The following is a 26121-nucleotide window of genomic DNA, read 5'->3' on the forward strand; positions in this document are numbered from 1 at the left end:
AATAAGATGTCCTCTGTCACTACATCCGGAGCGCCAAAATCGGCCTTCAGCTTTGGGCGGATCTGGGATCAATACGGCATGCTGGTCGTGTTTGCCGTACTGTTCCTCGGCTGCGCCATCTTTGTGCCTAACTTCGCCACCTTCATTAACATGAAAGGGCTGGGGCTCGCCATCTCCATGTCGGGCATGGTGGCCTGCGGGATGCTGTTCTGTCTGGCATCCGGCGACTTCGACCTGTCGGTCGCCTCGGTTATCGCCTGTGCGGGTGTCACCACTGCAGTGGTCATTAACATGACCGAAAGCCTGTGGATTGGTGTGGCGGCCGGGCTGCTGCTCGGTGTGCTCAGCGGGCTGGTGAACGGCTTCGTGATTGCGCGCCTGAAAATCAATGCCCTGATCACCACGCTCGCCACCATGCAGATTGTGCGCGGGCTGGCCTATATCATCTCTGACGGTAAAGCGGTGGGGATTGAAGATGAGCGCTTCTTTACTCTCGGCTACGCCAACTGGCTCGGTCTGCCAGCCCCTATATGGCTGACCGTCGGCTGCCTGATCATCTTTGGTTTCCTGCTCAACAGAACCACTTTTGGCCGCAATACCCTGGCGATTGGTGGTAATGAAGAGGCGGCGCGTCTGGCGGGTGTGCCGGTGGTACGGACCAAGATCATCATCTTCGTGCTTTCCGGTCTGGTGTCGGCGGCGGCGGGGATTATTCTGGCTTCACGTATGACCAGCGGCCAGCCAATGACCTCTATCGGCTATGAGCTGATCGTCATCTCAGCCTGCGTTTTAGGTGGCGTATCGCTGAAGGGCGGCATCGGAAAAATCTCATATGTGGTGGCCGGGATACTGATTCTTGGCACGGTTGAGAACGCCATGAATCTGCTGAACATCTCCCCGTTCTCGCAGTATGTGGTACGTGGCCTGATCCTGCTTGCGGCGGTGATTTTCGACCGTTACAAGCAAAAAGCAAAGCGCACCGTTTAACCCTTTTTTCCACCCCCTCCCGACTTAACTTTTAAGTGTAGCCCCCCTTCCCAGCCGCAGCGGGAAGGGGGATGTCAAATGGCGAGCCCCGTCACACTGTCTATACTTACATGGCTACTGAGATGTTTGCCGTTTTTCATCTCGCCAACTGTAAGGAGGATCAGGGTGGCCGATACGTTAACTTCACCGCCTTTACTATCAGAAAACTTTGCGTACTTTTTCGACCTCGACGGGACCCTTGCTACCATCAAGCCACACCCCGATGAGGTAGTTGTTCCCGCAGAAGTATTACAGGCACTGAATCAGCTGGCACAGCTGAATGAGGGGGCACTGGCATTGATATCAGGGCGTTCAATGGCCGAGCTGGACCAGCTCGCCAGACCCTACCGTTTCCCGCTTGCCGGTGTACACGGGGCGGAGCGCCGCGACATCCATGGTCATTCGCAATCCGTTTCCCTTCCCCCGGATCTGATCCAGACGCTGCATGCGCAGCTTACAACGGCGCTTTTATATCTGCCTGGCACCGAACTTGAAGCCAAAGGGATGGCATTTGCAATCCACTACCGTCAGGCTCAGGAATATGAGAAGAATATTTTCGCCCTGGCGGAACAGATCGTGCACGACAATCCGCAGCTGTCACTCCAGCCTGGTAAATGCGTGGTCGAAATCAAACCGAGAGGGATCCACAAAGGCGAGGCTATCTCAGCCTTTATGCATGAAGCGCCTTTCCTCGGCAGAACGCCGGTTTTCTTTGGTGATGACCTCACCGATGAGCATGGCTTTGAAGTGGTGAATCAGCTTAAAGGGGTATCAGTGAAAGTCGGCGCAGGTGAGACCAAAGCCAGCTGGCGGCTGGCTACGGTACCTGATGTCTGGCAATGGGTAATTAAAGCCGCTAACCATCAACAAGAACAAGAAATAGCGCAAATTAACAGGAGAAAACCTTATGGGTCGCTTGATCGTAGTTTCTAATCGCATCGCTCCCCCGGATGATAAAAAAGCCAGCGCAGGTGGCCTGGCTGTTGGGGTGCTGGGGGCGTTAAAAAATACGGGGGGGCTCTGGTTTGGCTGGAGTGGAGAGATTGGTAATGAGGACAAACCGCTAAAAAAGGTGACGCGCGGGAATATCACCTGGGCTTCATTTAATCTCAGTGAACAGAATTACGATGAGTATTACAGCCAGTTCTCCAACGCCGTGCTGTGGCCTGCGTTCCACTATCGCCTCGACCTGGTAAAGTTTAAGCGCGAGGCCTGGGAAGGGTACACGCGGGTCAATAGCCTGCTGGCCGATAAGCTGCTGCCGTTAGTCCAGCAGGACGACGTGCTATGGATCCACGATTATCATCTGCTGCCGTTTGCCGGCGAGCTGCGCAAGCGCGGCGTAAACAACCGGATTGGCTTCTTCCTGCATATTCCGTTCCCGACCCCGGAGATCTTCAACGCGCTGCCGCCGAGCGACGAGCTGCTTGAAGAGCTTTGTGATTACGACCTGCTGGGCTTCCAGACCGAAAATGACCGCCTGGCCTTCCTTGACAGCGTGGCCAGCAAAACGCGCCTGACGGCGCATGACGATGACTCGCACTCCGCCTGGGGCAAGCGCTTCCGCACTGAGGTCTATCCGATTGGTATTGAGCCGGACGAGATTATCGAGCAGGCCTCCGGGCCACTACCGCCTAAGCTGGCGCAGCTGAAAGAAGAGCTGAAGCACGTAAAAAACATCTTTTCCGTTGAGCGTCTCGATTACTCCAAAGGGCTGCCGGAACGCTTCCAGGCTTACGAGACCCTGCTGGAGAATTATCCTGAGCACCACGGTAAGATCCGCTATACCCAAATCGCACCGACCTCGCGCGGCGAGGTGCAGGCCTATCAGGACATCCGACATCAGCTTGAGAACGAAGCCGGTCGCATTAACGGCCGTTACGGCCAGTTGGGCTGGACGCCGCTGTTCTATCTCAACCAGCACTTTGAGCGCAAGATCCTGATGAAGGTGTTCCGCTATGCCGATGTCGGCCTGGTCACGCCGCTGCGTGACGGGATGAACCTGGTGGCGAAGGAGTATGTCGCCGCGCAGGATCCGGCCGATCCGGGCGTGCTGGTGCTGTCGCAGTTTGCCGGTGCCGCTAACGAGCTCACCTCGGCGCTGATCGTTAACCCGTACGATCGCGACGATGTGGCCAATGCTCTGCACCGTGCGCTGAATATGCCCCTCACGGAGCGTATTTCACGTCATGCCGACATGATGAAAGTGATCCGCGAAAATGACATAGACCGCTGGCAGGCGCGCTTCATTGAGGACCTGAACCAGATCACTCCCCGCAGCGTGGAGAGCAATCTGCAAAAAAAGGTCGCAACCTTTCCTAAATTAGCCTGATTATATTCCACTCGGCGTTTTATTCTGCGCCGAGTGGAATTAAAAGCACATCAACCTGACTGTTGCTGACGATTGTTTTAGCAGAACATGCTGCGCGTGAAAAAAAGCTGTGGTTGTGATTTCCGCATATCACCAGGTCTACCTTTTGCTTTTGACATATATCACTTATCTGCTCACTTAATTCTCCTGTCGCGCACAAAGTTTGCGCGATGGGATATTCTGCGCGGGCAATGAGCTCGTCAAGAAATTGCCTGGTTTCCTCCTGAAGAACACCACGAATATCTTCCAGCATCGGTGCTGCCAGTTGATTATACATCTCTGGTTCGGCCATTAACGTGACCACCGTAATACGCGCCTGCGTTGGCCTGGCGATAGCAACCGCTTTGGCGATCAATTGATGACTTTCAGGAGAAACTGAAACAGAAACAAGGATATGGGAATAGCTCATTTTACCCACCTTCATTGTGTGGTTATTGCACATACTTCAGCATTAGCGCGAATGCTTTTTTTGCGCAATAGCCAAAGATGGCATTAGTGTGACAGTTGTCATAATTATTCATTAATTATTCTTATGCAATGAATTGCAGGGGGACTGGACGAAAGGGCAAAAATCCGCTTCCTAAACGTAAATCATGCGCTTTGAGCCCGCTGTAATCGCAAAAAATCCACCTAAATGCTTCAACTAAAAATGATAACGCCAGGTAATAATTTTTGTCACTTTTTCATGTAAGCCTTTGTTTTAAAAACATATTAACAAAGTGTTTCTGTGATAGATATGGACTGGTTTGTTGCCAGTTTACGCTATGACAACGACAGGCAATTAACATGCCCTCTTTGTTCATACTTCTGCATGAATATTCGCCCGGAAAGAATATATTCTGCGCTTAATTGCTCATAAAACAAACAAATTAGAAGGAGTGCTGATGGATTTTTGGGTAAAATTCACTTATATTATGTGATCTGCGTCACATTTTTTTTAAATTTCAGGTGAAGCCACATTGTATGTGGTACATCGGACGGGTAAAGTTGCCGCGAATTAGGAAAAGTCTTAGTTAATTGTAAGAAGCGATAAATGTGTAAGAGACAGATTTTGTTTTTCTTAACGTGATTCATCGATACAAAACTTAATTCAACTATGCGTTTTAGCCTTTTCTTTTTTTTACCGGGGTTTTCCCGGCGACATCACGGGGTGCGGGTTGACCGCACAAGAAATTAAAGTGTTATTCGGGAAGGAATAAATGAACACATCCGAATTGCTAAAACACATCTATGACATCAACCTGTCATATTTATTACTTGCACAACGTTTGATTAGCCAGGATAAAGCCTCTGCAATGTTTCGTCTGGGTATTCAGGAAGAAATGGCCACCACGCTTGGCGGTTTAACGTTGCCGCAAATGGTTAAACTGGCCGAGACAAACCAACTGGTTTGCCAGTTCCGCTTTGATAATCACCAGACCGTCACGCAGCTGACGCAGGAATCCCGCGTGGATGATCTGCAACAGGTTCACACCGGCATTCTGCTTTCTACCCGTTTGCTTAACGAAATCAGCCAGCCTGATGACGTAGCCCGTAAGAAAAGGGCCTAAAAATGAGTGAGAAGAGCATTGTTCAGGAAGCGCGTGATATTCAACTGGCCATGGAACTGATTACGCTAGGTGCTCGTTTGCAAATGCTGGAAAGCGAAACCCAGCTGAGCCGTGGCCGTCTTATCAAGTTGTATAAAGAATTACGTGGCAGCCCACCCCCAAAAGGGATGCTGCCATTCTCTACCGACTGGTTTATGACCTGGGAGCAGAATATTCATGCTTCCATGTTCTGTAATGCCTGGCAGTACCTGCTCAAGACCGGCTTATGCAGCGGCGTTGATGCGGTCATTAAAGCGTACAAACTTTACCTCGAGCAGTGCCCGCAGCCTGAAGAAGGCCCTTTGCTGGCCCTGACCCGCGCATGGACATTGGTGCGTTTTGTTGAGAGCGGATTGCTGGAACTCTCCCGCTGCAACTGCTGCAGCGGCAACTTTATCACCCATGCACATCAGCCCGCGGGCAGCTTCGCCTGCAGTTTGTGCCAACCACCGTCTCGTGCGGTAAAAAGACGTAAACTTTCCCGGGATGCTGCCGATAGTAATCCACAACTGCTGGATGAACAGATCGAACAGGCTGTTTAACCCTAACGTGTGGGCAAGGATCCAGCAGCGGTAAGAGATTACCGCTGCTTTTTTTTGCCACGCAGAAGGATAAACCCCGACCTGCGCATCCTGGCTACAGTCACTAGCGGAAGGATGATGTCGTGCTTATCGTATTAGGTTACCTGGTAGTTCTCGGTACAGTTTTCGGCGGTTACATGATGACCGGCGGGCACCTTGGGGCACTCTATCAACCGGCCGAACTGATTATTATCGGTGGTGCAGGGGTGGGGGCGTTTATCGTTGGCAACAACGGCAAGGCGATCAAGGGAACGTTAAAAGCGTTGCCGTTACTGTTCCGTCGTTCGAAATACACCAAAAGTATGTATATGGACCTTCTGGCGCTGCTCTATCGCCTGATGGCCAAGTCGCGTCAACAGGGGATGTTCTCCCTGGAGCGCGATATTGAGAATCCGAAAGAGAGCGAGATCTTTGCCAGCTACCCGCGCATTATCGCCGATAAGATGATGCTTGAGTTTATCGTCGACTATCTGCGTCTGATCATCAGCGGCAACATGAACACCTTCGAAATCGAAGCGTTGATGGATGAAGAGATTGAGACGCATGAAAGCGAAGCTGAAGTCCCGGCCAACAGCCTGGCGATGGTGGGTGACTCCCTGCCTGCATTCGGTATCGTTGCGGCGGTCATGGGGGTCGTTCACGCCCTGGCCTCGGCGGATCGTCCGGCGGCTGAACTGGGCGCCTTGATCGCGCACGCCATGGTGGGAACCTTCCTCGGCATCCTGCTGGCGTACGGATTTATCTCTCCGCTGGCGACCGTATTGCGTCAGAAGAGCGCTGAAACCACCAAAATGATGCAGTGCGTCAAAATCACGCTGCTCTCGAATCTTAACGGTTATGCCCCGCCGATCGCGGTAGAGTTTGGCCGTAAAACCCTGTACTCCAGCGAGCGTCCGTCGTTTATTGAGCTTGAAGAGCACGTGCGCGCTGTGAAGAACCCAAACCAGCAGACGAGCACTGAGGACGCATGAAAAACCAGTCCCATCCCATCGTCATAGTCAAAAAGCGCAAGCATAAAGGGCATGGAGGCCATCATGGTGGCTCGTGGAAAATCGCCTACGCCGATTTCATGACCGCGATGATGGCGTTTTTCCTGGTGATGTGGCTGATCTCTATCTCCAGCCCGAAAGAGCTGATTCAGATCGCAGAGTATTTCCGTACCCCGCTGGCAACGGCGGTGTCGGGGGGGCCGCGTATCTCCAACAGCGACAGCCCGATCCCGGGCGGTGGAGATGACTACACGCAAAAGCAGGGTGAGGTGAAGCGCGAGCCGAACATCGACGAGCTGAAAAGACGCATGGAGCAGAGCCGCCTGAAAAAACTGCGCGGCGATCTGGATCAGCTGATCGAAGCGGATCCGAAGCTGCGCGCCCTGCGTCCGCACCTGAAGATCGATCTCGTTCAGGAGGGGCTGCGCATTCAGATTATCGACAGCCAGAACCGTCCCATGTTTAAAACCGGCAGCGCCGATGTGGAGCCCTATATGCGCGACATCCTGCGCGCCATTGCGCCAGTGCTGAACGGAATCCCTAACCGAATCAGTCTTTCCGGTCACACCGATGACTTCCCTTACGCCGGTGGCGAAAAAGGGTACAGCAACTGGGAGCTCTCGGCAGATCGTGCAAACGCATCCCGTCGTGAGCTGGTGATCGGCGGGCTGGACGATGGCAAAGTGCTGCGCGTCGTCGGCATGGCCGCCACCATGCGCGTGACCGACCGCGGCCCGGATGACGCCATCAACCGCCGTATTAGTCTCTTAGTGCTCAACAAACAGGCAGAGCAGGCCATCCTGCACGAAAATGCCGAAAGTCAGAATGAGTCACTGGATGATTTAAAACAGCCAGGCCCTGCGCCTTCGGCTGCCGTTCCAACATCGCCACCAGCCAATCCGAGGTGATAGCGTGAGCATGGATATTAGCGATTTTTACCAGACGTTTTTTGATGAAGCCGACGAGTTGTTGGCGGATATGGAGCAACACCTGCTGGACCTGGTGCCCGAGGCGCCGGATTCAGAGCAGCTCAACGCCATATTTCGCGCAGCTCACTCCATTAAAGGAGGCGCCGGTACGTTTGGCTTTACCATTTTGCAGGAAACCACTCATCTGATGGAGAACCTGCTCGATGAGGCCCGACGCGGTGAGATGCAGCTCAATACCGACATTATTAACCTGTTTTTGGAAACGAAAGACATTATGCAGGAACAGCTCGATGCCTATAAAAGCTCGGAAGAGCCGGACGCTGCCAGCTTTGAATATATCTGCAACGCGCTGCGTCAGTTAGCGCTGGAAGCCAAAGGCGAGACGGCAGCCGTTGCCGTCAGCCCGGCAAAACTGAGCGTTGTTGAGCCCGCTCCGGCGGCCGCGCCTGCCGCTGACAACCGTCTGCGCGTGGTGCTGTCCCGCCTGAAAGAGAGCGAAGTTAACCTTCTGGAAGAAGAGCTGAGCAATCTCGCCACCCTGAGCAACGTGGTGAAGGGCAAGGACACGCTGGCAGCTAACCTCGATGGCGGCATCAGCAAAGATGACGTGATCGCCGTGCTCTGTTTTGTCATTGAACCTGAGCAGATTGACTTTGAGGCCGTGACCGATGCACCGGCTGCAGAAACGGCGGAAGTGGCCGAAGTCGCGGCTGCACCGGCGGTACCGGCCGTGGCACCTGCCGCGCCTGCGCTGAAAGCCGTTCCGGGCGAATCCGCTGCGCCAAACCGCGGCGAGCGTGAAAAACCGGCCGCCCGCTCCAGCGAATCGACCAGTATTCGTGTCGCTGTGGAAAAAGTGGATCAGCTGATTAACCTGGTGGGCGAACTGGTGATCACCCAGTCGATGCTGGCCCAGCGCTCCAACGAGCTGGACCCGGTCAACCACGGCGATCTCATCACCAGCATGGGCCAGTTACAACGTAACGCCCGCGATCTGCAGGAATCGGTGATGTCCATCCGTATGATGCCGATGGAGTATGTCTTCAGCCGCTTCCCGCGTCTGGTGCGCGACCTGGCGGGCAAGCTCAATAAGCAAATCGAACTGACGCTGATGGGCAGCTCCACCGAGCTGGATAAAAGCCTGATTGAGCGCATTATCGACCCGTTAACGCACCTGGTGCGTAACAGCCTTGACCACGGGATCGAACTGCCGGAAAACCGTGTTGCCGCAGGGAAATCCCCGGTGGGTAACCTGATTTTGTCTGCGGAACACCAGGGCGGGAACATCTGCATCGAAGTGACCGATGACGGCGCAGGCCTGAATCGCGAGCGTATCCTGGCGAAAGCGATGTCGCAGGGGATGGCGGTCAGCGAAAACATGACCGACGAAGAGGTGGGCATGCTGATCTTTGCCCCAGGCTTCTCCACCGCGGAGCAGGTCACAGACGTCTCCGGGCGCGGCGTGGGTATGGACGTGGTGAAACGTAACATCCAGGAGATGGGCGGCCACGTTGAGATCAAGTCGAAGCAGGGCTCAGGCACCACTATCCGCATTCTGCTGCCGCTGACGCTGGCGATCCTCGACGGCATGTCGGTCAAAGTGGCGGACGAAGTGTTCATCCTGCCGCTGAACGCGGTGATGGAATCGCTGCAGCCGCGTGAAGAAGATCTGCACCCGCTGGCAGGCGGTGAGCGCGTGCTGGAAGTGCGTGGCGAATACCTGCCGCTGGTGGAACTGTGGAAAGTGTTCGACGTGGACGGCGCCAAAACAGAAGCCACGCAGGGGATTGTGGTTATTCTGCAAAGCGCAGGCCGCCGTTACGCTCTGCTGGTCGATCAGCTGATTGGTCAGCATCAGGTGGTGGTGAAGAACCTCGAGAGCAACTACCGCAAAGTACCTGGCATTTCAGCCGCCACCATCCTCGGCGATGGCAGCGTGGCGCTGATCGTCGATGTTTCGGCGCTTCAGGGATTAAATCGTGAACAACGTATGGCGCACACAGCCGCCTGATTCAGTTAAGAAGGTAAAAAAATGACCGGTATGAGTAATGTAACCAAGCTGGCCGGCGAGCCATCAGGGCAGGAATTCCTGGTTTTCACCTTAGGTGACGAAGAGTACGGTATCGATATTCTGAAGGTGCAGGAGATCCGTGGCTATGATCAGGTGACCCGCATCGCCAACACGCCAGATTTCATTAAAGGCGTGACCAACCTGCGTGGCGTTATCGTGCCAATCGTCGACCTGCGCGTGAAGTTCAGCCAGGGCGATGTCGAGTATGATGACAATACGGTCGTGATCGTGCTCAATCTGGGCCAGCGCGTGGTCGGGATTGTGGTTGATGGGGTTTCCGATGTCCTCTCCCTGACCGCCGAGCAGATCCGCCCGGCGCCGGAATTCGCGGTTACGCTGTCCACCGAATACCTGACCGGTCTGGGGGCGCTCGGTGACCGTATGCTGATTCTGGTGAATATCGAGAAGCTGCTGAACAGTGATGAGATGGCGCTGCTGGACGTGGCGGCAAGCCACGTAGCCTGACGCCATCACCGCTGCGGCGGCCAGGACAACACTTCAAGGGGACCATGCTGGTCCCCTTATTTATTTTTCCCGTTATGTACCGACCTGCTCTTATTTTCTGCCCGTCATTTATTCAAATTGTGAATATATTCATCATCCGAATCCAGGTAATAGTTTCTCTGGCTTAACTCTTATTTAACCGCTATTAAAATAACCAATGAAAACAAGAAGATATATTGTGATCTGTATCACATTATTCCTATTTTTTATCTCGTCTGGCTTCGATGTTCAGGAGTTTTAAAAATTTATCCTGTTGTTATTAAAAGATAATTTTTGTCAATACGCCGTTTGTCTTAGCCGTCTGGCTAAAGTGGTTGTTCGCGGTGCCTTAATCTAAATTGATTTTAACCACCTATTAACAATAGTAATGGGTGCTAACAATTTGAGCGTTATCAAAAATAGAGGATAACGACGGCGACATTTTCTGGAGGGTGGAAAATGAACAGAAAAATTTTGGTGTTATTGGCGGGATCGGCCCTGGCGATGGCGGCAGTTCCGGCACAGGCGGTAACCAGCAGCGGGACCATTGGCGCAACCCTGACCTTGACCAACGGCTGCCTGATCAACGGATCGCCAAACCAGAACGGCATTAACTTCGGTACCCTCGATTTCGGTACCCATCCGGCAACCTTCTCCACGCTCACCACCCAGCTCACCGGAGCCAATGGGGGCAATACCTTTACCATCCAGTGCACCACCGACAGCTACACGGTCGCCATTACCGGCAATACCAATTCCACCTCGCCGGGAACGGTTGTGGGTACGCCCGGCACGCCAGCGCGCTATCTGGTCAACACCGCGAATACCGCTCAGGGTGTGGCATATAGCCTGTTCAGCGACAGCAGCTTTAACAACGTGATCGCCAATAACGCGCCGATCCCGGTGGCCTCTACCGCAGGCGGGGTTAATAGCTACACGCTCTATGGCCGTATTACCGGCGGCGGCAACAGCGTCACCGTGGTCCCTGGCACCTACACCGACACCATAAACGTCAGCGTCACTTACTAGCCGCGCGATTGATGAAGCGCGTGACCATATCACTCCTGTCGTGGAGTGAGGGGAGGCTGCATGCCATTTTTTGCCTGGTCGCCCTGATGCTGACGACGACCAGTGCCCGGGCGGTGACCAGCCAGTCGTTTCAGGTGAATGCCACCATTACTCCCGGCTGCTCGGTGACTTCCGGCACCGGCGGAGTCCTGGGGGCGCTCAATTTTGGCAGCTACAGCGGGGTGCAGAGCGGCCAGGTCAGCACCAGCTTTGTGCCTAATGGTTCGCTGAGTATCGCCTGCACGCCGGGGGTGGCGCTGAGCATGAGCATCGACGGCGGACAGTATTACGCCTCGGTGCGCAATATGCAGCGCGCCGGCGGCACCCAACGGGTCGCCTACCGGCTCTACAGCAGCAGTTCGCTGGGGGCAAACAGCGAAATCGGCGTTAACCAGGCCATACCCGTAACCTATACCAATAGCAATAACATCGCCCTGCCGCTGTTTGGCGTGGCGCTTCTGACGGGCTTTAGCCCGGCCGGGAACTATTCAGATCAACTCACCGTGACCTTGTCCTGGTGATACAGGGAGAACGACCATGAAGGCATTTGCAAGCGGCCCGCTGGCGCTGCTGGTGGCGCTGGGGATAACGGCGCACGTCGCCCAGGGCGCGGCATCCATTCTGCTGTGGCCCATCGATCCCTGGCTATCGGCCGATACCAAAGCGACCGAGCTGTGGGTGCAAAACCAGGGCAACAGCGCCACCACCATGCAGGTGCGCATTGTGCGCTGGCGCCAGGAGGGCGGCCTTGAGCGCTACACCGCCCAGCAGGAGGTGGTAGCCAGCCCGCCGATTGTCACTATTGCCAAAGGCAGCAAGCAGCTTATTCGCCTGATAAAACAGGGCGAGGTGCCGATGGGGGTTGAGCAGGCCTACCGCATCATCGTCGACGAAATTCCCCGGCCTCAGGACAACACCACGCCGCAGAACGGCCTTAAGCTGCAGATGCGCTACTCCATTCCGCTGTTTGTTTACGGCCAGGGGATCGAAACCATCAAAGAGGGGGAGCATCATGCCCTTGCCGAGCCGCGCAACCTGAGCTGGCGGGTTATCCGCGAAAACGGCCAGCCCGCGCTGCAGGTACGTAACCGGGGTGATGTCCACGTTCGGCTCAGTCAGGTTTCCCTGACTCAGGGCGGACAGAAAAGGACCATGGCGGACGGTCTGCTGGGGTATGTTTTGCCGGGCAGCGAACGCAGCTGGCCTCTCCCCTCAGGCATCACCCAGCCGGGCCAGATGAGTGCGCAAATTAATGCCAGGGATACCGAATGGCAGTCGGCCCCCGTCAACTGAAACCCACGATGATGATCCTGCTTTGCGTCTCCACGGCAGGCTGGGCCAACACCGGCGACGATGCGCTACCGCCGCCGCCCGCGCCCCAGTCCCTGAACGACGAAGCGGTCTTTCAGCTGGCGCTGATCGTCAACCACTACGATACCGGGCTGGTGGTGCCTGTCACCCGGCGCAACGGCGATTATCTGGTCTCCAGCGCTGACCTGCTGCGCGCAGGCCTGCCGCCGGAAAATGTCCCGCCGGGGGAGGTTAATCTGACGACCCTCGCCGATGTGCGCAGCGAGTATGACAGCGCCGGGCAGCGCCTGCTGTTGAGCGTGCCCCGGGAGTGGATCTCCGCCCGGGTCACCCCCTTTGGCGGCGAGCTGACCCAGAGCACTCCCCACTACGGCAGAGGGGCGCTGCTCAACTATGACTTCTATACCAGCAAGACCGATCATGCGGGCGGGCAAGCCTCGCTCTGGCATGAGTTCCGCTACTTTGACGAGCGGGGTTCTCTCTCCTCCACCGGCTTTGTGCGCAAAAACCTCTCCGGCGGCAGCATGCAGGAGGGATACGTGCGTTACGACACCACGCTGCTGGTCACCAATGAAGATAATGCCACCACCTGGACCGCCGGGGATGTCATCAGCGATGCCGTCAGCTGGAGCAGCAGCGTGCGCATGGGGGGCATCAGCTATGGCCGCGACTTTTCGCTCCGCCCGGATCTGGTCACCTGGCCGCTGCCGGAGTTCTCCGGGGAAGCGGCGGTGCCCACCTCGGTAGACCTGTTCGTTAACGGCTATCGCGCCGGCTCCACCCGCCTGCAGCCGGGGCCGTTCACCCTCACCAATCTACCCTATATCAACGGCGCCGGAGATGCGGTGCTGGTCACCACCGATGCGTTGGGCCGCCAGGTGAGCACCACGCTGCCGTTTTACGTCACCAGCGAACTGCTGAAGGCGGGGCTGAGCGACGGGGCGGTGACCCTCGGCAGCCTGCGCCGCAACTACGGTATTGAAAGCTTTGATTACGGCCCGGCGGCGGGGAGCGGCTCTTACCGCTATGGGCTGACCGACTGGCTGACCCTCGAAGGACATGGCGAAGGGGCCGAAGAGCTGGCGCTGGGCGGTGTGGGTACGGTGGTAAAAATGGGGCGTTTCGGCGTGGTCAATACCGCATATACCCGCAGCCGGATGTATGGTGAAGAGGGGGGGCAGATTAACTGGGGCTACCAGTACAGCACCAGCGAATTCAGCATTGCTACCCAGCACAGCCGCCGGGATCGCGGCTTTGGCAATCTGGCCCTCTACGACCAGCCGACGGTATACGACGAATTCAACCAGCCCATCGCCAGCCTTAGCCGCAATACGGACCAGTACTCCCTGAGCCTTAATCTGGGTGATTATGGCAATATCGGCGCCGCCTGGATTGGGGTGGAGAGTTTCGACAGCGAGAAAACCGAGCTGCTCAACCTCTCCTGGAGCCGCAACCTGTGGCGCAGCAGCAGTATCTATCTTGCCGCCAGCCGGGACCAGCAGCGGGGCGACTGGACGGTCGCCCTGTCGCTGCAAATTCCGCTCGGCGAACGCGACAGCGCCGCCGTCACCCTGGAAAACACCCCGGACGCGGGCAGCACCCAGCGCATCAACTACAACCACGCCATGCCCACCGACGGCGGCTTTAGCTGGAACATGGCCCTGGCGAACCAGTCCCGATCCCGCAGCTACCAGCAGGCCTCGCTGGGCTGGCGTAACAACAATATTGAAGTGCAGGGCGGCACCTACGGCGAGCGCGACATGATGACCTGGTGGGGCGAGGCGCTGGGCTCGCTGGTGCTGATGGACGGCGAACTCTTTGCCGCCAATAAGATCAACGACGCCTTCGTGGTCATCAGCACCGACGGCAAGCCCGACGTGCCGGTAAGCTACGAAAACCAGCCGGTGGGAAAAACCAACCAAAATGGCTACCTGCTGGTGAGCGGCGTATCCGCCTACTATCCGGCGAGCTACAGCATCAACACCCTGAACCTGCCCGCCGATACCCGGCTAAAAGAGACCGAGCGGCGGGTGGCGCTGCGCCGCAACAGCGGGTATCTGGTGGATTTCCCGATGGAGGAGGAGCGGGTGGCCAGCGTGATCCTGCACGACGGCGAGGGCCAGGATATTCCGCTCGGCAGCCAGGTGCGACGCGCCTCACGCGCCCCGGCCACCGTGGGCTATGATGGCATCGCCTGGCTGGAGAACCTGAATGACGTTAACCCACTGGAGGTGCGCACCCCGGAGGGCAAATATTGCCAGGTGACCCTGACCCTTGCTCCTAACCCGGACCATAAGCTGCAAACTTACGGCCCGCTGACCTGCAGGCTGGCACCATGAGGCGCCTGCTGCTGTTACTGCTGCTGTTGGTCTCCGGTACCGGCTGGGGGGCCTGTACCGTCAGTACCGTCAACGCCAGCTTTGGCAGCGTGACCTCTTTCGCCCTGAGTGGGGGCAACGAGGTACAGACCACCGGCACCCTGGTGGTAAGCTGCGATGCGGTGCTTAACCTGCTGACCAACGACTCCATCACCCTCAACTACACCGGGGCTACCGTAAGCGCCGCCAGCCGCGCCACCCTGAAACGCACCGATAACGCCACCATCACCGATGTTATTCCCACCCGACTGTGCGGTGCGTCGGGCTGCACCGGCACCAGCGAAGTGCAGATCGCCCGCTCCTACACCTGGAGCGGTAGCACGCTGCTGGGGCTGCTCGGTTCCAGACAGTACAATATTCCGCTCTATTTCCGCACCGTCGCCGGGCAGAACGTCAGCGCCGGGCCCTATCAGGTGACGCTTAACTTCAGCGTTAATTACAACGTCTGCCAGGTAGGGGCCGTGGGGCTCTGCCTGACCCCCCAGACCGGTACGGCGGTGACCAGCATCACCCTCAATATGAACGTCACCAATGATTGCAGCGCCATGACCACCCCGAACATCAACTTTAACAGCGCGCCGCTGGTACAGAATTTCCCCACCATCTCCCAGTCCATCGCCGTCACCTGCACCAAGGGCAGCGCCTATACCATCGGCATCAATAACGGCCTCAACGCCCTGAATAATGTCCGGCGCATGGCCAGCGGCAACAACCGCATGAGCTATGAGATCTATAAAGAGGCCACCGCCAACCGCTGGGGCGTAAGCGGCACCGAGCGCTGGTCGAGCGGAGCCTCATCCCAGGTGAGTACCGACGGCCTGCTGCGCACCTATAACTACACTGCCCGCATCCTCCCCAACCAGACCACGCCCCCTGCCGGCAACTACAGCGATACCCTCGTGGTAGACGTCGCGTTCTGAACCGCGCTTTTCCCTTTCGCAAATGTAAAGTTCCTCTCAGTTGTGCCGATAACACCGAGAACAAAACAATGAGAAGGTGTTGTATGTTGAACCGTATGCGCGTTGTGACAATGCTGATGTTGGTGCTGGCTGTCTTCGCTCTGCTGCAGCTCGTTTCCGGCAGTCTCTTTTTCTCTTCCATTAAAGCCAACCAGGACAGTTTCGCGGTTTCTAACGCGTTCCGGGTTCAACAAAGTGAAATCACCTCCACCTGGGATTACCTGCTGCAAACGCGCATCAACCTGAGCCGCGCCTCCGCACGTATGGTGACCGATCCCGCTAAGCCGCAAACGGAACTGATGAACAGCGCCCGCACTACGCTGGCGGAAGCGGATAAACACTTCAAAGCTTACAGCGCCATCCCTCCACAGCCTTCGATGGAGCAGGTGAGCCAGACCATCAATGAGGCATACCGGGACTATGCAGCGGCGCTCACTGAACTGATCCAGTTCCTTGATAACGGCAACATGGAGGCCTATTTCGCCCAGGCAACCCAGTCAAAACAGAACGCGCTGGGGACCGCTCTGCGGGATTACGTTTCCGCGTCCGACGCGCGTAACCAGGCGGCGTTTAATGCCAGCGTAAAGGATTACACCTTTGCCAAATGGCAGATGGGGATCCTGGCCCTGGCGCTGGCGATCGTACTGGTGGGGGTCTGGTACGGCATTCGCCATACCCTGCTTAACCCGTTAAACCGTGTCATCGACCATATCCGTCACATTGCCAGCGGCGATCTGACCCAGTCCCTGACCATCACCGGGCGCAGCGAAATCACCCAGCTGGCCATCAGCGTTGACCACATGCAGCGCTCGCTGAGCGAGACGGTGGCGAACGTGCGTCAGGGCTCGGAGGCCATCTATACCGGCACCAGCGAAATCGCAATGGGTAACAACGACCTCTCCTCCCGTACCGAGCAACAGGCGTCGGCGCTGGAAGAGACCGCGGCCAGCATGGAGCAGCTCACCGCCACCGTGAAACAGAATGCGGATAACGCCCGCCAGGCCTCACAGCTGGCGAACAGCGCCTCCGAAACCGCACAGCGCGGCGGCAAGGTGGTGGATGGCGTGGTGAAAACCATGCACGACATCGCCGGAAGCTCGAAGAAGATCGCTGACATTATCAGCGTGATCGACGGTATCGCCTTCCAGACCAATATCCTGGCGCTGAACGCCGCGGTAGAAGCGGCGCGTGCCGGTGAGCAGGGGCGCGGCTTTGCGGTGGTCGCCGGTGAAGTGCGTAACCTTGCCAGCCGCAGCGCCAACGCGGCGAAAGAGATCAAAGCTCTGATTGAAGACTCTGTCGCGCGCGTCGACACCGGCTCGGTGCTGGTGGAGAGCGCGGGCGAAACCATGAATGACATCGTGAATGCCGTTACCCGCGTCACGGACATTATGGGGGAAATTGCCTCCGCTTCCGATGAGCAGAGCCGTGGTATCGACCAGGTGGCCCTGGCGGTATCGGAAATGGATCGCGTCACACAACAAAACGCCTCGCTGGTTCAGGAGTCCGCAGCCGCTGCGGCGCAACTGGAAGAGCAGGCGAGCCGTCTGAAGATGGCCGTCTCGGCGTTTCGTCTTAACTCTGAACCTGCAAGCACGGTTTCATCGCGCGTCAGCCCGCAACCGGCCGCGCCGGTTAACGCACCGGCTTACGTACGCGCAGTGGCAACCGGGAAAGATGAGAATTGGGAAACATTTTGATTGTACGTTAAATCGCGGCTGCTGGCCGCTAAATGGGAGCGTGGATGTTGAATCGTATTCGTATCTCGACCACCCTGTTTTTGATTTTGATTCTCTGTGGGGTGTTGCAGGTTGGCAGTAACGGCTTGTCATTTTGGGCTTTTCGCGATGGTTATCAAAATTTACAGGAGATGCAGGGCAGTAATCAGCAGCGTGAGCTGCTTACCCAGAGTCGGGCAGTCTTGTTGCAGGCCAGCACGGCGCTGAATAAAGCGGGCACCTTAACCGCCCTGAGCTATCCGCCCGATGACATTAAGGCGCTAATGGTGACCGCGCGCGGTAGCCTGAAGCAGGCTGAAGGCCTGTTCAAAACCTTTAGCGGCCAGGCGGCGATTAGCGCGAAGGACGCAGAGCTGAAAAAAGCGATGCAGGGTGCGTTCAGCCAGTGGTATGGCGATCTGGAGCATCAGGCGACGTGGCTTGAGAACAACCAGCTGTCAGATTTTCTGACCGCGCCAGTGCAGGAATCGCAGGCGGCATTTGACGCCAGCACCGACGCCTGGCAGCAGGAGATCAATAACTTTGTGCAGGCGGCGGGGAATGACAGCCGCAACAGCTACCACATGTCCGGCGTGATTTTCGCCACCATGATTGTGCTGGCGGTGTTGCTGACCAGCGCCGCGCTGTTCTGGTCGCGCAAGATGATTGTCCAGCCGCTGGCAATTATCAGCAGCCATTTCGACAGCATTGCCAAAGGCGATCTGGCGCGGCCGGTGGCGGTATACGGCAAAAATGAAATTTCGGCCATTTTCGCCAGCCTGAAGGCGATGCAGGGCTCGCTGCGTGAAACGGTATCGGAGGTGCGTCAGGGCAGTTACGCCATGCACACCGGGATCGCCGAAATTGCCGAGGGCAATAACGATCTCTCTTCGCGCACCGAGCAGCAGGCGGCATCGCTGGCGCAAACGGCAGCCAGCATGGAGCAGTTAACCGCCACCGTCGGGCAGAACGCCGACAACGCCCGCCAGGCCTCTGGTTTGGCAAAGAGCGCGGCGCAGACGGCGAAGAAGGGGGGCGAACAGGCATCCCACGTGGCGAACACCATGAATGAGATCGCCGCCAGTTCGCAAAAGATTGGCGACATCATCAGCGTGATCGATGGCATCGCGTTCCAGACCAATATTCTGGCGCTGAACGCCGCGGTCGAAGCCGCCCGCGCGGGCGAGCAAGGGCGTGGCTTTGCGGTGGTGGCCGGCGAGGTCCGTAACCTGGCGAGCCGCAGCGCCAACGCGGCGAAAGAGATTAAGGTGCTGATTGAAGAGTCGGTGTCCCGCGTTCAGCAGGGTTCGGCGCTGGTGGATACGGCGGCGAAAACCATGACCGAGATCGTCAGCTCGGTCACCCGGGTTAACGACATTATGGGCGAAATCGCCTCCGCATCCGATGAACAGCGCCGCGGTATTGAGCAGGTGGCGCAGGCGGTAAGTCAGATGGATCAGGTGACTCAGCAGAACGCCGCGCTGGTGGAAGAGGCCGCGGCAGCCACCGATCAGTTAGCCGGCCAGGCGGATCACCTTACCTCGCTGGTGGCAGTATTTAATGTGAATGAACGTGTTGAAACAGTTACAGAAGTCGGGCGGTCGCAGGCCGTACCAGTCGGAACCTGAACGTGATTAAGTAAGAAGGCGCTATGACATCACCACTGCCCTCAGGGCAATCGTCATTATTGTTACAGATGACACAGCGCCTCGCGCTGTCCGACGCGCATTTCCGTCGGATATGTCAGTTAATCTACCAGCGCGCGGGGATTGTGCTGGCCGATCACAAGCGGGACATGGTCTACAACCGCCTTGTGCGTCGCCTGCGCACGCTCGGACTGGATGATTTTGGTCGCTATCTGGGGATGCTGGAAGCAAATCCAAACAGCGCGGAATGGCAGGCGTTTATCAACTCCCTGACCACCAACCTGACCGCCTTTTTCCGGGAAGCACACCACTTCCCGGTGCTGGCGGAGCATGCCCGCCGCCGCAGCGGCGGCGAATATCGCGTCTGGAGCGCGGCGGCGTCGACCGGGGAAGAGCCTTACTCGCTCGCCATCACCCTGGCCGACACGCTGGGTACCGCCCCGGGCCGCTGGAAGGTGATCGCCAGCGATATAGATACCGAGGTGCTGCAAAAAGCACAGAGCGGGATCTATCGCCAGGAGGAGCTAAAAACGCTGTCACCCCAGCAGCTTCAGCGCTACTTCATGCGTGGCACCGGTCCGCACGAAGGGCTGGTGCGGGTGCGTAGCGAACTGGCAAATGCGGTGGAGTTCTCCATGGTCAACCTGCTGGAGAAGCAGTACAACGTGGCGGGGCCTTTTGACGCCATTTTCTGTCGTAACGTGATGATCTATTTCGACAAAACGACGCAGCAGGAGATCCTGCGCCGCTTTGTGCCGTTGCTCAAACCTGACGGTTTACTGTTTGCCGGGCACTCGGAGAACTTCAGCAATCTTGTGCGCGAGTTTAGCCTGCGTGGCCAGACGGTATATGCGCTGAGTAAGGATAAAGCATGAGTAAAATCAGGGTCTTGTCAGTTGATGATTCAGCGTTAATGCGCCAGATCATGACTGAGATTATCAACAGCCACAGCGACATGGAGATGGTGGCGACGGCCCCCGATCCGTTGGTAGCCCGGGATTTAATCAAAAAATATAACCCCGACGTGCTGACCCTGGATGTCGAAATGCCGCGCATGGACGGCATCGACTTCCTCGAGAAGTTAATGCGTCTGCGGCCGATGCCGGTGGTGATGGTCTCTTCACTGACCGGAAAAGGGTCCGAAATTACCCTGCGGGCGCTGGAGCTGGGGGCGGTGGATTTCGTCACCAAACCGCAGCTTGGCATTCGCGAGGGGATGCTGGCGTATAGCGAGATGATCGCGGAAAAAATTCGTACCGCGGCAAGGGCGCGGGTTGCTACGCATAAGCCGCTGGCGGCCCCGGCCACCCTGAAAGCCGGTCCGCTGCTGAGCTCGGAAAAGCTGCTGGTTATCGGCGCCTCTACCGGCGGAACAGAGGCAATTCGTCATGTACTCCAGCCATTGCCGCTTTCAAGCCCAGGTATTCTGATCACTCAACATATGCCGCCAGGCTTTACCCGCTCGTTTGCGGAGCGTCTGAACAAGCTGTGTCAGATTAGCGTGAAAGAGGCGGAGGATGGCGAACGCGTTCTGCCGGGGCATGCCTATATCGCCCCGGGCGATAAGCATATGGAGCTGGCGCGCAGCGGCGCTAACTATCAAATCAAAATTCATGACGGGCCGCCGGTTAACCGGCACCGTCCGTCGGTGGATGTGCTGTTTCATTCGGTGGCGAAACACGCGGGGCGCAACGCCGTTGGGGTGATCCTGACGGGGATGGGCAACGATGGCGCCGCCGGAATGCTGGCGATGCACCAGGCTGGCGCCTGGACCATCGCGCAGAATGAAGCAAGTTGTGTGGTGTTCGGCATGCCGCGCGAGGCCATCAATATGGGTGGCGTCAGCGAAGTGGTCGATCTTAGTCAGGTTAGTCAGCAGATGCTGGCGAAAATCAGTGCCGGACAGGCAATACGTATTTAACGAGGAGTGTAGTTTTATGGCGGACAAAGAGCTCAAGTTTTTGGTTGTGGATGACTTTTCCACCATGCGTCGCATCGTGCGCAACCTGCTTAAAGAGCTGGGTTTTAATAACGTAGAAGAAGCAGAAGACGGCGTTGATGCGCTGAACAAACTGAATGCCGGCGGCTTTGGTTTTGTTATTTCCGACTGGAACATGCCGAACATGGATGGTCTGGAACTGCTGAAAACCATTCGTGCGAATGCCGCGATGGCCTCTATGCCTGTGTTGATGGTGACGGCTGAAGCGAAGAAAGAGAACATCATTGCTGCGGCACAGGCTGGCGCAAGCGGATATGTGGTGAAACCATTCACCGCGGCAACCCTGGAAGAAAAACTCGGTAAGATCTTCGAGAAACTCGGCATGTGAGGTACGGGAGATGATGCAGCCTTCGATTAAACCTACGGATGAGCATTCACCCGGCGACATAATTGCCCGCATCGGCAGCCTGACGCGTATGTTGCGCGACAGCCTGCGTGAGCTGGGCCTGGATCAGGCGATTGCGGAAGCGGCGGAAGCGATTCCCGATGCCCGCGACCGTCTGGATTATGTTGTACAGATGACTGCCCAGGCGGCAGAGCGTGCGCTGAACAGTGTTGAAGCGTCACAGCCGCATCAGGACGAGATGGAAAAGGGCGCAAAAGCGCTGACCAAACGCTGGGACGAATGGTTCGAAAATCCGATCGAACTCTCCGACGCCCGCGAACTGGTGACCGATACTCGTCACTACCTGAAAGCGGTGCCGGACCATACCAGCTTCACTAATGCCCAACTGCTGGACATCATGATGGCGCAGGATTTCCAGGACCTTACGGGTCAAGTGATCAAGCGCATGATGGACGTGATCCAGGAGATTGAGCGTCAGCTGTTAATGGTGCTGCTGGAGAACATGCCGGAACCTTCCGCACGTCCACAACGCGAAAACGAAAGCCTGCTGAATGGCCCCCAGCTCGACACCACCAAAGCCGGTGTCGTGGCAAGCCAGGACCAGGTGGACGACCTGCTGGACAGCTTAGGGTTCTGATAACCTGCGTTTTGCTGGCATTGCCGGGTGGCGCTGCGCTTACCCGGCCTACAAAACCTGCAATATCATCATATTGCGCGGTTCCGGTAGGCCTGTGCAAGCGAAGCGCCGCCAGGCAAAAACGCTACCTGTAAAGGTGGCGTTTTGTTCTTCCATTTTCCCTGTCACAGGTGAAAGCCCTAAATCAGCCCTTTTCACGCCCCTAATTAACGCATTGGTCAGGCGCGGCTTTGGCATCATATCGTCCAGACCTCTACCTGCGAGATGCTTGCCGTGGCAGAAGACAGCGACGACAAAACAGAAGCCCCCACACCCCACCGACTTGAAAAAGCGCGTGAGGACGGGCAAATACCCCGATCCCGAGAACTCACCTCGCTGCTGATTTTATTGGTTGGCGTGTGCATTATCTGGATATGCGGGGAGTCCCTTGCCCGCAGACTGGCCGGCATGCTCTCGGCCGGGTTGCGCTTCGATCACAGCATGGTCAACGACCCTAACCTGATCCTCAGCCAGATTATCTTGCTGATCAAAAGCGCGATGGTCGCGCTGCTGCCGTTAATCACCGGCGTAGTGCTGGTGGCTATCGTATCGCCGGTGATGCTGGGCGGGCTGGTGTTCAGCGGGAAATCGCTGCAGTTTAAATTCTCCAAGCTGAACCCCTTGCCTGGTATCGCGAGAATGTTCTCCGCGCAGACCGCCGCCGAACTGCTAAAGGCGTTGATGAAAGCGACGCTGATGGGCAGCGTGGCGGGATTTTTTATCTGGCATAACTGGCCGGAGATGATGCGCCTGATCAGCGAGTCGCCGTTCACCGCCATGCGCAACGCGCTCAATCTGGTGGGGCTCTGTTCGCTGCTGGTGGTGCTCTCGATTATCCCGATGGTCGGATTTGACGTCTTCTTCCAGATCTACAGCCACATTAAAAAACTGCGCATGTCCCGCCAGGACATCCGGGATGAACATAAGCAGATGGAAGGTGACCCGCACGTCAAAGGGCGTATTCGCCAGATGCAGCGTGCCGCCGCACGTCGCCGGATGATGGAAGATGTACCGAAAGCGGATGTGATTGTCACCAACCCAACCCACTACTCCGTTGCGCTGCAATATGACGAAAACAAAATGAGCGCGCCTAAAGTGGTGGCGAAAGGGGCGGGGCTTATCGCGCTGCGCATCCGCGAAATTGGTAATGAAAACCGTATCCCGATGCTGGAAGCGCCGCCACTGGCGCGTGCGCTCTACCGGCATGCGGAAATAGGACAACAGATCCCGGGCCAGCTCTATGCCGCAGTCGCGGAAGTGCTGGCGTGGGTATGGCAGTTGAAACGCTGGCGTCTTGCCGGTGGTCAACGGCCTGTCAAACCTGAGAATCTCCCGGTGCCTGCCGCGCTGGATTTTATGAACGAGAAGGACTCTGATGGCTAATCTGGTGGCAATGTTGCGCCTCCCCGGCAACCTGAAATCGACTCAATGGCAGATCCTTGCCGGGCCGATCCTCATCCTGCTAATCCTGTCGATGATGGTGTTGCCGCTGCCGGCATTCATCCTCGACCTGCTTTTCACTTTCAACATTGCGCTCTCCATTATGGTGCTGCTGGTGGCGATGTTCACCCAGCGCACCCTGGAGTTCGCCGCGTTTCCGACCATCCTGCTCTTCACCACGCTGCTGCGTCTGGCGCTGAACGTCGCCTCCACCCGTATCATTCTGATGGAAGGGCATACCGGCGGCGCGGCGGCAGGTAAGGTGGTTGAGGCCTTTGGCCACTTCCTGGTCGGCGGCAACTTCGCCATCGGGATCGTGGTGTTTATCATCCTCGTGATCATCAACTTCATGGTTATCACCAAAGGTGCGGGGCGTATCGCAGAAGTTGGCGCGCGTTTCGTCCTGGACGGGATGCCGGGTAAACAGATGGCGATTGACGCCGATCTTAACGCCGGTCTGATTGGCGAAGATGAAGCGAAAAAACGCCGTGCCGAAGTGACCCAGGAAGCGGACTTCTACGGCTCGATGGACGGTGCGAGTAAGTTCGTTCGCGGCGATGCCATTGCCGGTATTCTGATCATGGTGATCAACGTGATCGGCGGCCTGCTGGTGGGCGTGCTGCAACACGGAATGGCTATGGGCCAGGCAGCAGAGAGCTACACGCTGCTGACCATTGGTGACGGTCTGGTCGCCCAGATCCCGGCGCTGGTGATCTCCACCGCAGCCGGTGTGATCGTAACCCGCGTCGCCACCGATCAGGACGTCGGCGAGCAGATGGTCGGGCAGCTGTTCAACAACCCGAACGTGCTGATGCTCTCTGCCGCGGTACTTGGCCTGCTGGGCATGGTGCCGGGAATGCCGAACTTCGTCTTCCTGTTGTTCACCGCCGCACTGCTGGGGCTGGCCTGGTGGCTACGCGGACGCGAAGCCAAACCGAAGAGCGAGCCTGCTCCGGTGAAAATGCCGGAAAACACCCAGGCGGTGGAAGCCACCTGGAACGACGTCCAGCTGGAAGATTCGCTGGGCATGGAAGTGGGCTACCGCCTGATCCCGATGGTCGATTTCCAGCAGGATGGCGAACTGCTGGGGCGTATTCGCAGTATTCGTAAAAAATTCGCCCAGGACATGGGCTTCCTGCCGCCGGTGGTGCATATCCGCGACAACATGGATCTGCCTCCTGCGCGCTATCGCATTCTGATGAAAGGGGTGGAGATCGGCAGCGGAGATGCCTATCCGGGGCGCTGGCTGGCCATTAACCCTGGCACCGCGGCGGGTACGCTGCCGGGTGAACAAACTATCGACCCGGCCTTTGGCCTGGCCGCCATCTGGATCGAAAGTGCCCTGAAAGAGCAGGCGCAGATCCAGGGCTATACCGTGGTGGAAGCCAGTACCGTCGTGGCAACTCATCTTAACCACCTGATTGGTCAGTTCTCCGCAGAGCTGTTCGGCCGCCAGGAGGCGCAGCAGCTGCTGGATCGCGTCACTCAGGAGATGCCGAAGCTCACCGAAGATCTGGTGCCGGGTGTCCTGACCCTGACCACGCTGCACAAGGTGCTGCAAAATCTGCTCGACGAGAAAGTGCCGATCCGCGATATGCGCACCATTCTGGAGACTCTGGCCGAGCATGCACCGCTGCAGAACGATCCGCACGAGCTGACGGCGGTGGTGCGCGTGGCGTTAGGCCGCGCCATCACTCAGCAGTGGTTCCCGGGTACCGGCGAGGTGCAGGTGATTGGACTCGACACGCCGCTTGAGCGTCTGCTGCTGCAGGCGTTGCAGGGCGGCGGCGGGCTGGAGCCGGGGCTGGCGGATCGTCTGCTGGCGCAAACCCAGGAGGCGTTGCAGCGTCAGGAGATGCTGGGGGCGCCACCGGTGCTGCTGGTGAATCACGCCCTGCGTCCGCTGCTCTCGCGCTTCCTGCGCCGCAGCCTGTCGCAGCTGGTCGTGCTGTCGAATATGGAACTGTCGGACAACCGCCATATCCGCATGACCGCCACCATCGGAGGCCAGTAATGCGTAAATTACTCTGGTTACTGGCCCTGCCGCTGATGGCGCAGGCCGCAGGGGAGGGGGCATGGCAGGCCAGCAGTATCGGCCTGACCCTTGCCCACCGTGGCGTGGCGGCTTCGTCACGCCCACTGTCGGCGCAGCAGCCGGTATCGGGCCTGATGACTCTGGTGGCCTGGCGCTATGAGCTGAATGGCCCGACCCCCGCTGGGCTGCGGGTGCGGCTCTGTTCCCAGACGCGCTGTACCGAACTGGATGGGGCCAGCGGCACGACCCATGCGTTCAACAACGTGCCCGCCGTCGAGCCGCTGCGCTTTATCTGGGAAGTCCCCGGCGGTGGTCGCCTCATCCCGGCCCTGAAGGTCCAGCGTAACGAAGTGATTGTGAACTACCGCTAACCCTCTGACTCCATTCTGTTCGCCCGAACGGAATGGGGGTGTCATTCCACAGGCTTCGTTATTTTTCCTGCTCTTCTTGCCCTGTTAATTTTTCCCTCACTCTTTTCATTAAGAGAATAGCTCTGGAAGTCAACA

24 protein-coding genes are annotated in these 26121 nt (G+C 57.3%); 23 read left to right on the forward strand and 1 reads right to left on the reverse strand.

Going from position 1 to position 26121, the window contains the following annotated elements; genetic code table 11:
* Nucleotides 1–6: 6 nt before the first annotated feature.
* From araH to otsA, 3 genes are all read left to right on the forward strand, one after another.
* Entirely contained in the window at nucleotides 7–987 is a 981-nt protein-coding gene (araH, locus tag ACT3IC_RS17830; RefSeq protein WP_103180100.1) for an arabinose ABC transporter permease AraH, read from the forward strand.
* A gap of 165 nt (nucleotides 988–1152) precedes the next feature.
* Nucleotides 1153–1959 carry a trehalose-phosphatase gene (otsB, locus tag ACT3IC_RS17835; RefSeq protein ID WP_103180099.1) on the forward strand — a complete coding sequence of 269 codons (807 nt, stop codon included), beginning with the start codon at nucleotides 1153–1155 and terminating at the stop codon, nucleotides 1957–1959.
* Complete coding sequence (gene otsA / locus ACT3IC_RS17840; RefSeq protein WP_103180098.1) at nucleotides 1934–3358, forward strand: alpha,alpha-trehalose-phosphate synthase; 1425 nt, start codon at nucleotides 1934–1936, stop codon at nucleotides 3356–3358. Before otsB ends, otsA begins: the two co-directional genes overlap by 26 nt.
* A 19-nt stretch (nucleotides 3359–3377) precedes the next feature.
* Here the strand turns inward: otsA and uspC are convergent, their stop codons facing one another.
* Nucleotides 3378–3806 carry a universal stress protein UspC gene (gene uspC, locus ACT3IC_RS17845; RefSeq protein WP_103180097.1) on the reverse strand — a complete coding sequence of 143 codons (429 nt, stop codon included), beginning with the start codon at nucleotides 3804–3806 and terminating at the stop codon, nucleotides 3378–3380.
* Nucleotides 3807–4596: 790 nt separating this feature from the next.
* On the opposite strand from uspC, the gene flhD reads away from it, so the two are divergent.
* From flhD to flhE, 20 genes are all read left to right on the forward strand, one after another.
* The gene (flhD, locus tag ACT3IC_RS17850) at nucleotides 4597–4947 is read left to right on the forward strand and encodes a flagellar transcriptional regulator FlhD (protein ID WP_103180096.1); all 351 of its coding nucleotides are present in this window, start codon (nucleotides 4597–4599) and stop codon (nucleotides 4945–4947) included.
* Between the two features lie 2 nt (nucleotides 4948–4949).
* Nucleotides 4950–5528, forward strand: a complete 579-nt coding sequence (flhC, locus tag ACT3IC_RS17855; protein WP_103180095.1) for a flagellar transcriptional regulator FlhC — start codon at nucleotides 4950–4952, stop codon at nucleotides 5526–5528.
* Nucleotides 5529–5650: 122 nt separating this feature from the next.
* Nucleotides 5651–6538, forward strand: a complete 888-nt coding sequence (motA, locus tag ACT3IC_RS17860) for a flagellar motor stator protein MotA (RefSeq protein ID WP_103180094.1) — start codon at nucleotides 5651–5653, stop codon at nucleotides 6536–6538.
* Complete coding sequence (gene motB / locus ACT3IC_RS17865; protein ID WP_103180093.1) at nucleotides 6535–7464, forward strand: flagellar motor protein MotB; 930 nt, start codon at nucleotides 6535–6537, stop codon at nucleotides 7462–7464. The genes motA and motB overlap by 4 nt, the downstream gene beginning before the upstream one ends.
* Nucleotides 7465–7468: 4 nt before the next feature.
* Nucleotides 7469–9496, forward strand: a complete 2028-nt coding sequence (gene cheA / locus ACT3IC_RS17870) for a chemotaxis protein CheA (RefSeq protein WP_159339530.1) — start codon at nucleotides 7469–7471, stop codon at nucleotides 9494–9496.
* A gap of 21 nt (nucleotides 9497–9517) precedes the next feature.
* Nucleotides 9518–10021 carry a chemotaxis protein CheW gene (gene cheW, locus ACT3IC_RS17875; RefSeq protein WP_032611989.1) on the forward strand — a complete coding sequence of 168 codons (504 nt, stop codon included), beginning with the start codon at nucleotides 9518–9520 and terminating at the stop codon, nucleotides 10019–10021.
* 477 nt (nucleotides 10022–10498) lie between these two features.
* Entirely contained in the window at nucleotides 10499–11068 is a 570-nt protein-coding gene (locus ACT3IC_RS17880) for a Csu type fimbrial protein (protein ID WP_159339529.1), read from the forward strand.
* An 86-nt stretch (nucleotides 11069–11154) separates the two neighbouring features.
* Nucleotides 11155–11628 carry a Csu type fimbrial protein gene (locus ACT3IC_RS17885; RefSeq protein WP_409454951.1) on the forward strand — a complete coding sequence of 158 codons (474 nt, stop codon included), beginning with the start codon at nucleotides 11155–11157 and terminating at the stop codon, nucleotides 11626–11628.
* A gap of 16 nt (nucleotides 11629–11644) precedes the next feature.
* The gene (locus ACT3IC_RS17890) at nucleotides 11645–12400 is read left to right on the forward strand and encodes a fimbrial biogenesis chaperone (RefSeq protein WP_159339527.1); all 756 of its coding nucleotides are present in this window, start codon (nucleotides 11645–11647) and stop codon (nucleotides 12398–12400) included.
* The gene (locus tag ACT3IC_RS17895; protein WP_159339526.1) at nucleotides 12376–14757 is read left to right on the forward strand and encodes a fimbria/pilus outer membrane usher protein; all 2382 of its coding nucleotides are present in this window, start codon (nucleotides 12376–12378) and stop codon (nucleotides 14755–14757) included. Before ACT3IC_RS17890 ends, ACT3IC_RS17895 begins: the two co-directional genes overlap by 25 nt.
* Nucleotides 14754–15716, forward strand: coding sequence for a Csu type fimbrial protein (locus ACT3IC_RS17900; protein ID WP_103180087.1), 963 nt, complete (start codon nucleotides 14754–14756; stop codon nucleotides 15714–15716). Before ACT3IC_RS17895 ends, ACT3IC_RS17900 begins: the two co-directional genes overlap by 4 nt.
* A gap of 83 nt (nucleotides 15717–15799) precedes the next feature.
* Nucleotides 15800–17455, forward strand: coding sequence for a methyl-accepting chemotaxis protein II (gene tar / locus ACT3IC_RS17905; RefSeq protein WP_159339525.1), 1656 nt, complete (start codon nucleotides 15800–15802; stop codon nucleotides 17453–17455).
* Between the two features lie 44 nt (nucleotides 17456–17499).
* Nucleotides 17500–19101, forward strand: a complete 1602-nt coding sequence (tap, locus tag ACT3IC_RS17910; RefSeq protein WP_159339524.1) for a methyl-accepting chemotaxis protein IV — start codon at nucleotides 17500–17502, stop codon at nucleotides 19099–19101.
* Nucleotides 19102–19124: 23 nt separating this feature from the next.
* Entirely contained in the window at nucleotides 19125–19994 is an 870-nt protein-coding gene (cheR, locus tag ACT3IC_RS17915) for a protein-glutamate O-methyltransferase CheR (protein ID WP_103180084.1), read from the forward strand.
* Nucleotides 19991–21040, forward strand: coding sequence for a protein-glutamate methylesterase/protein-glutamine glutaminase (locus ACT3IC_RS17920; protein ID WP_156654806.1), 1050 nt, complete (start codon nucleotides 19991–19993; stop codon nucleotides 21038–21040). The genes cheR and ACT3IC_RS17920 overlap by 4 nt, the downstream gene beginning before the upstream one ends.
* A gap of 16 nt (nucleotides 21041–21056) precedes the next feature.
* Nucleotides 21057–21446, forward strand: a complete 390-nt coding sequence (gene cheY, locus ACT3IC_RS17925; protein WP_032611971.1) for a chemotaxis response regulator CheY — start codon at nucleotides 21057–21059, stop codon at nucleotides 21444–21446.
* Nucleotides 21447–21456: 10 nt separating this feature from the next.
* Nucleotides 21457–22101, forward strand: coding sequence for a protein phosphatase CheZ (cheZ, locus tag ACT3IC_RS17930; RefSeq protein ID WP_103180082.1), 645 nt, complete (start codon nucleotides 21457–21459; stop codon nucleotides 22099–22101).
* Between the two features lie 273 nt (nucleotides 22102–22374).
* On the forward strand, nucleotides 22375–23523 hold the full coding sequence (gene flhB, locus ACT3IC_RS17935) for a flagellar biosynthesis protein FlhB (RefSeq protein WP_473478458.1): 1149 nt from the start codon (nucleotides 22375–22377) through the stop codon (nucleotides 23521–23523).
* Complete coding sequence (flhA, locus tag ACT3IC_RS17940) at nucleotides 23516–25594, forward strand: flagellar biosynthesis protein FlhA (protein WP_103180081.1); 2079 nt, start codon at nucleotides 23516–23518, stop codon at nucleotides 25592–25594. The genes flhB and flhA overlap by 8 nt, the downstream gene beginning before the upstream one ends.
* The gene (flhE, locus tag ACT3IC_RS17945; RefSeq protein WP_103180080.1) at nucleotides 25594–25986 is read left to right on the forward strand and encodes a flagellar protein FlhE; all 393 of its coding nucleotides are present in this window, start codon (nucleotides 25594–25596) and stop codon (nucleotides 25984–25986) included. The genes flhA and flhE overlap by 1 nt, the downstream gene beginning before the upstream one ends.
* The last annotated feature ends 135 nt before the right edge of the window (nucleotides 25987–26121 follow it).

The organism is Leclercia sp. GHBNCSD, assembly GCF_055805075.1.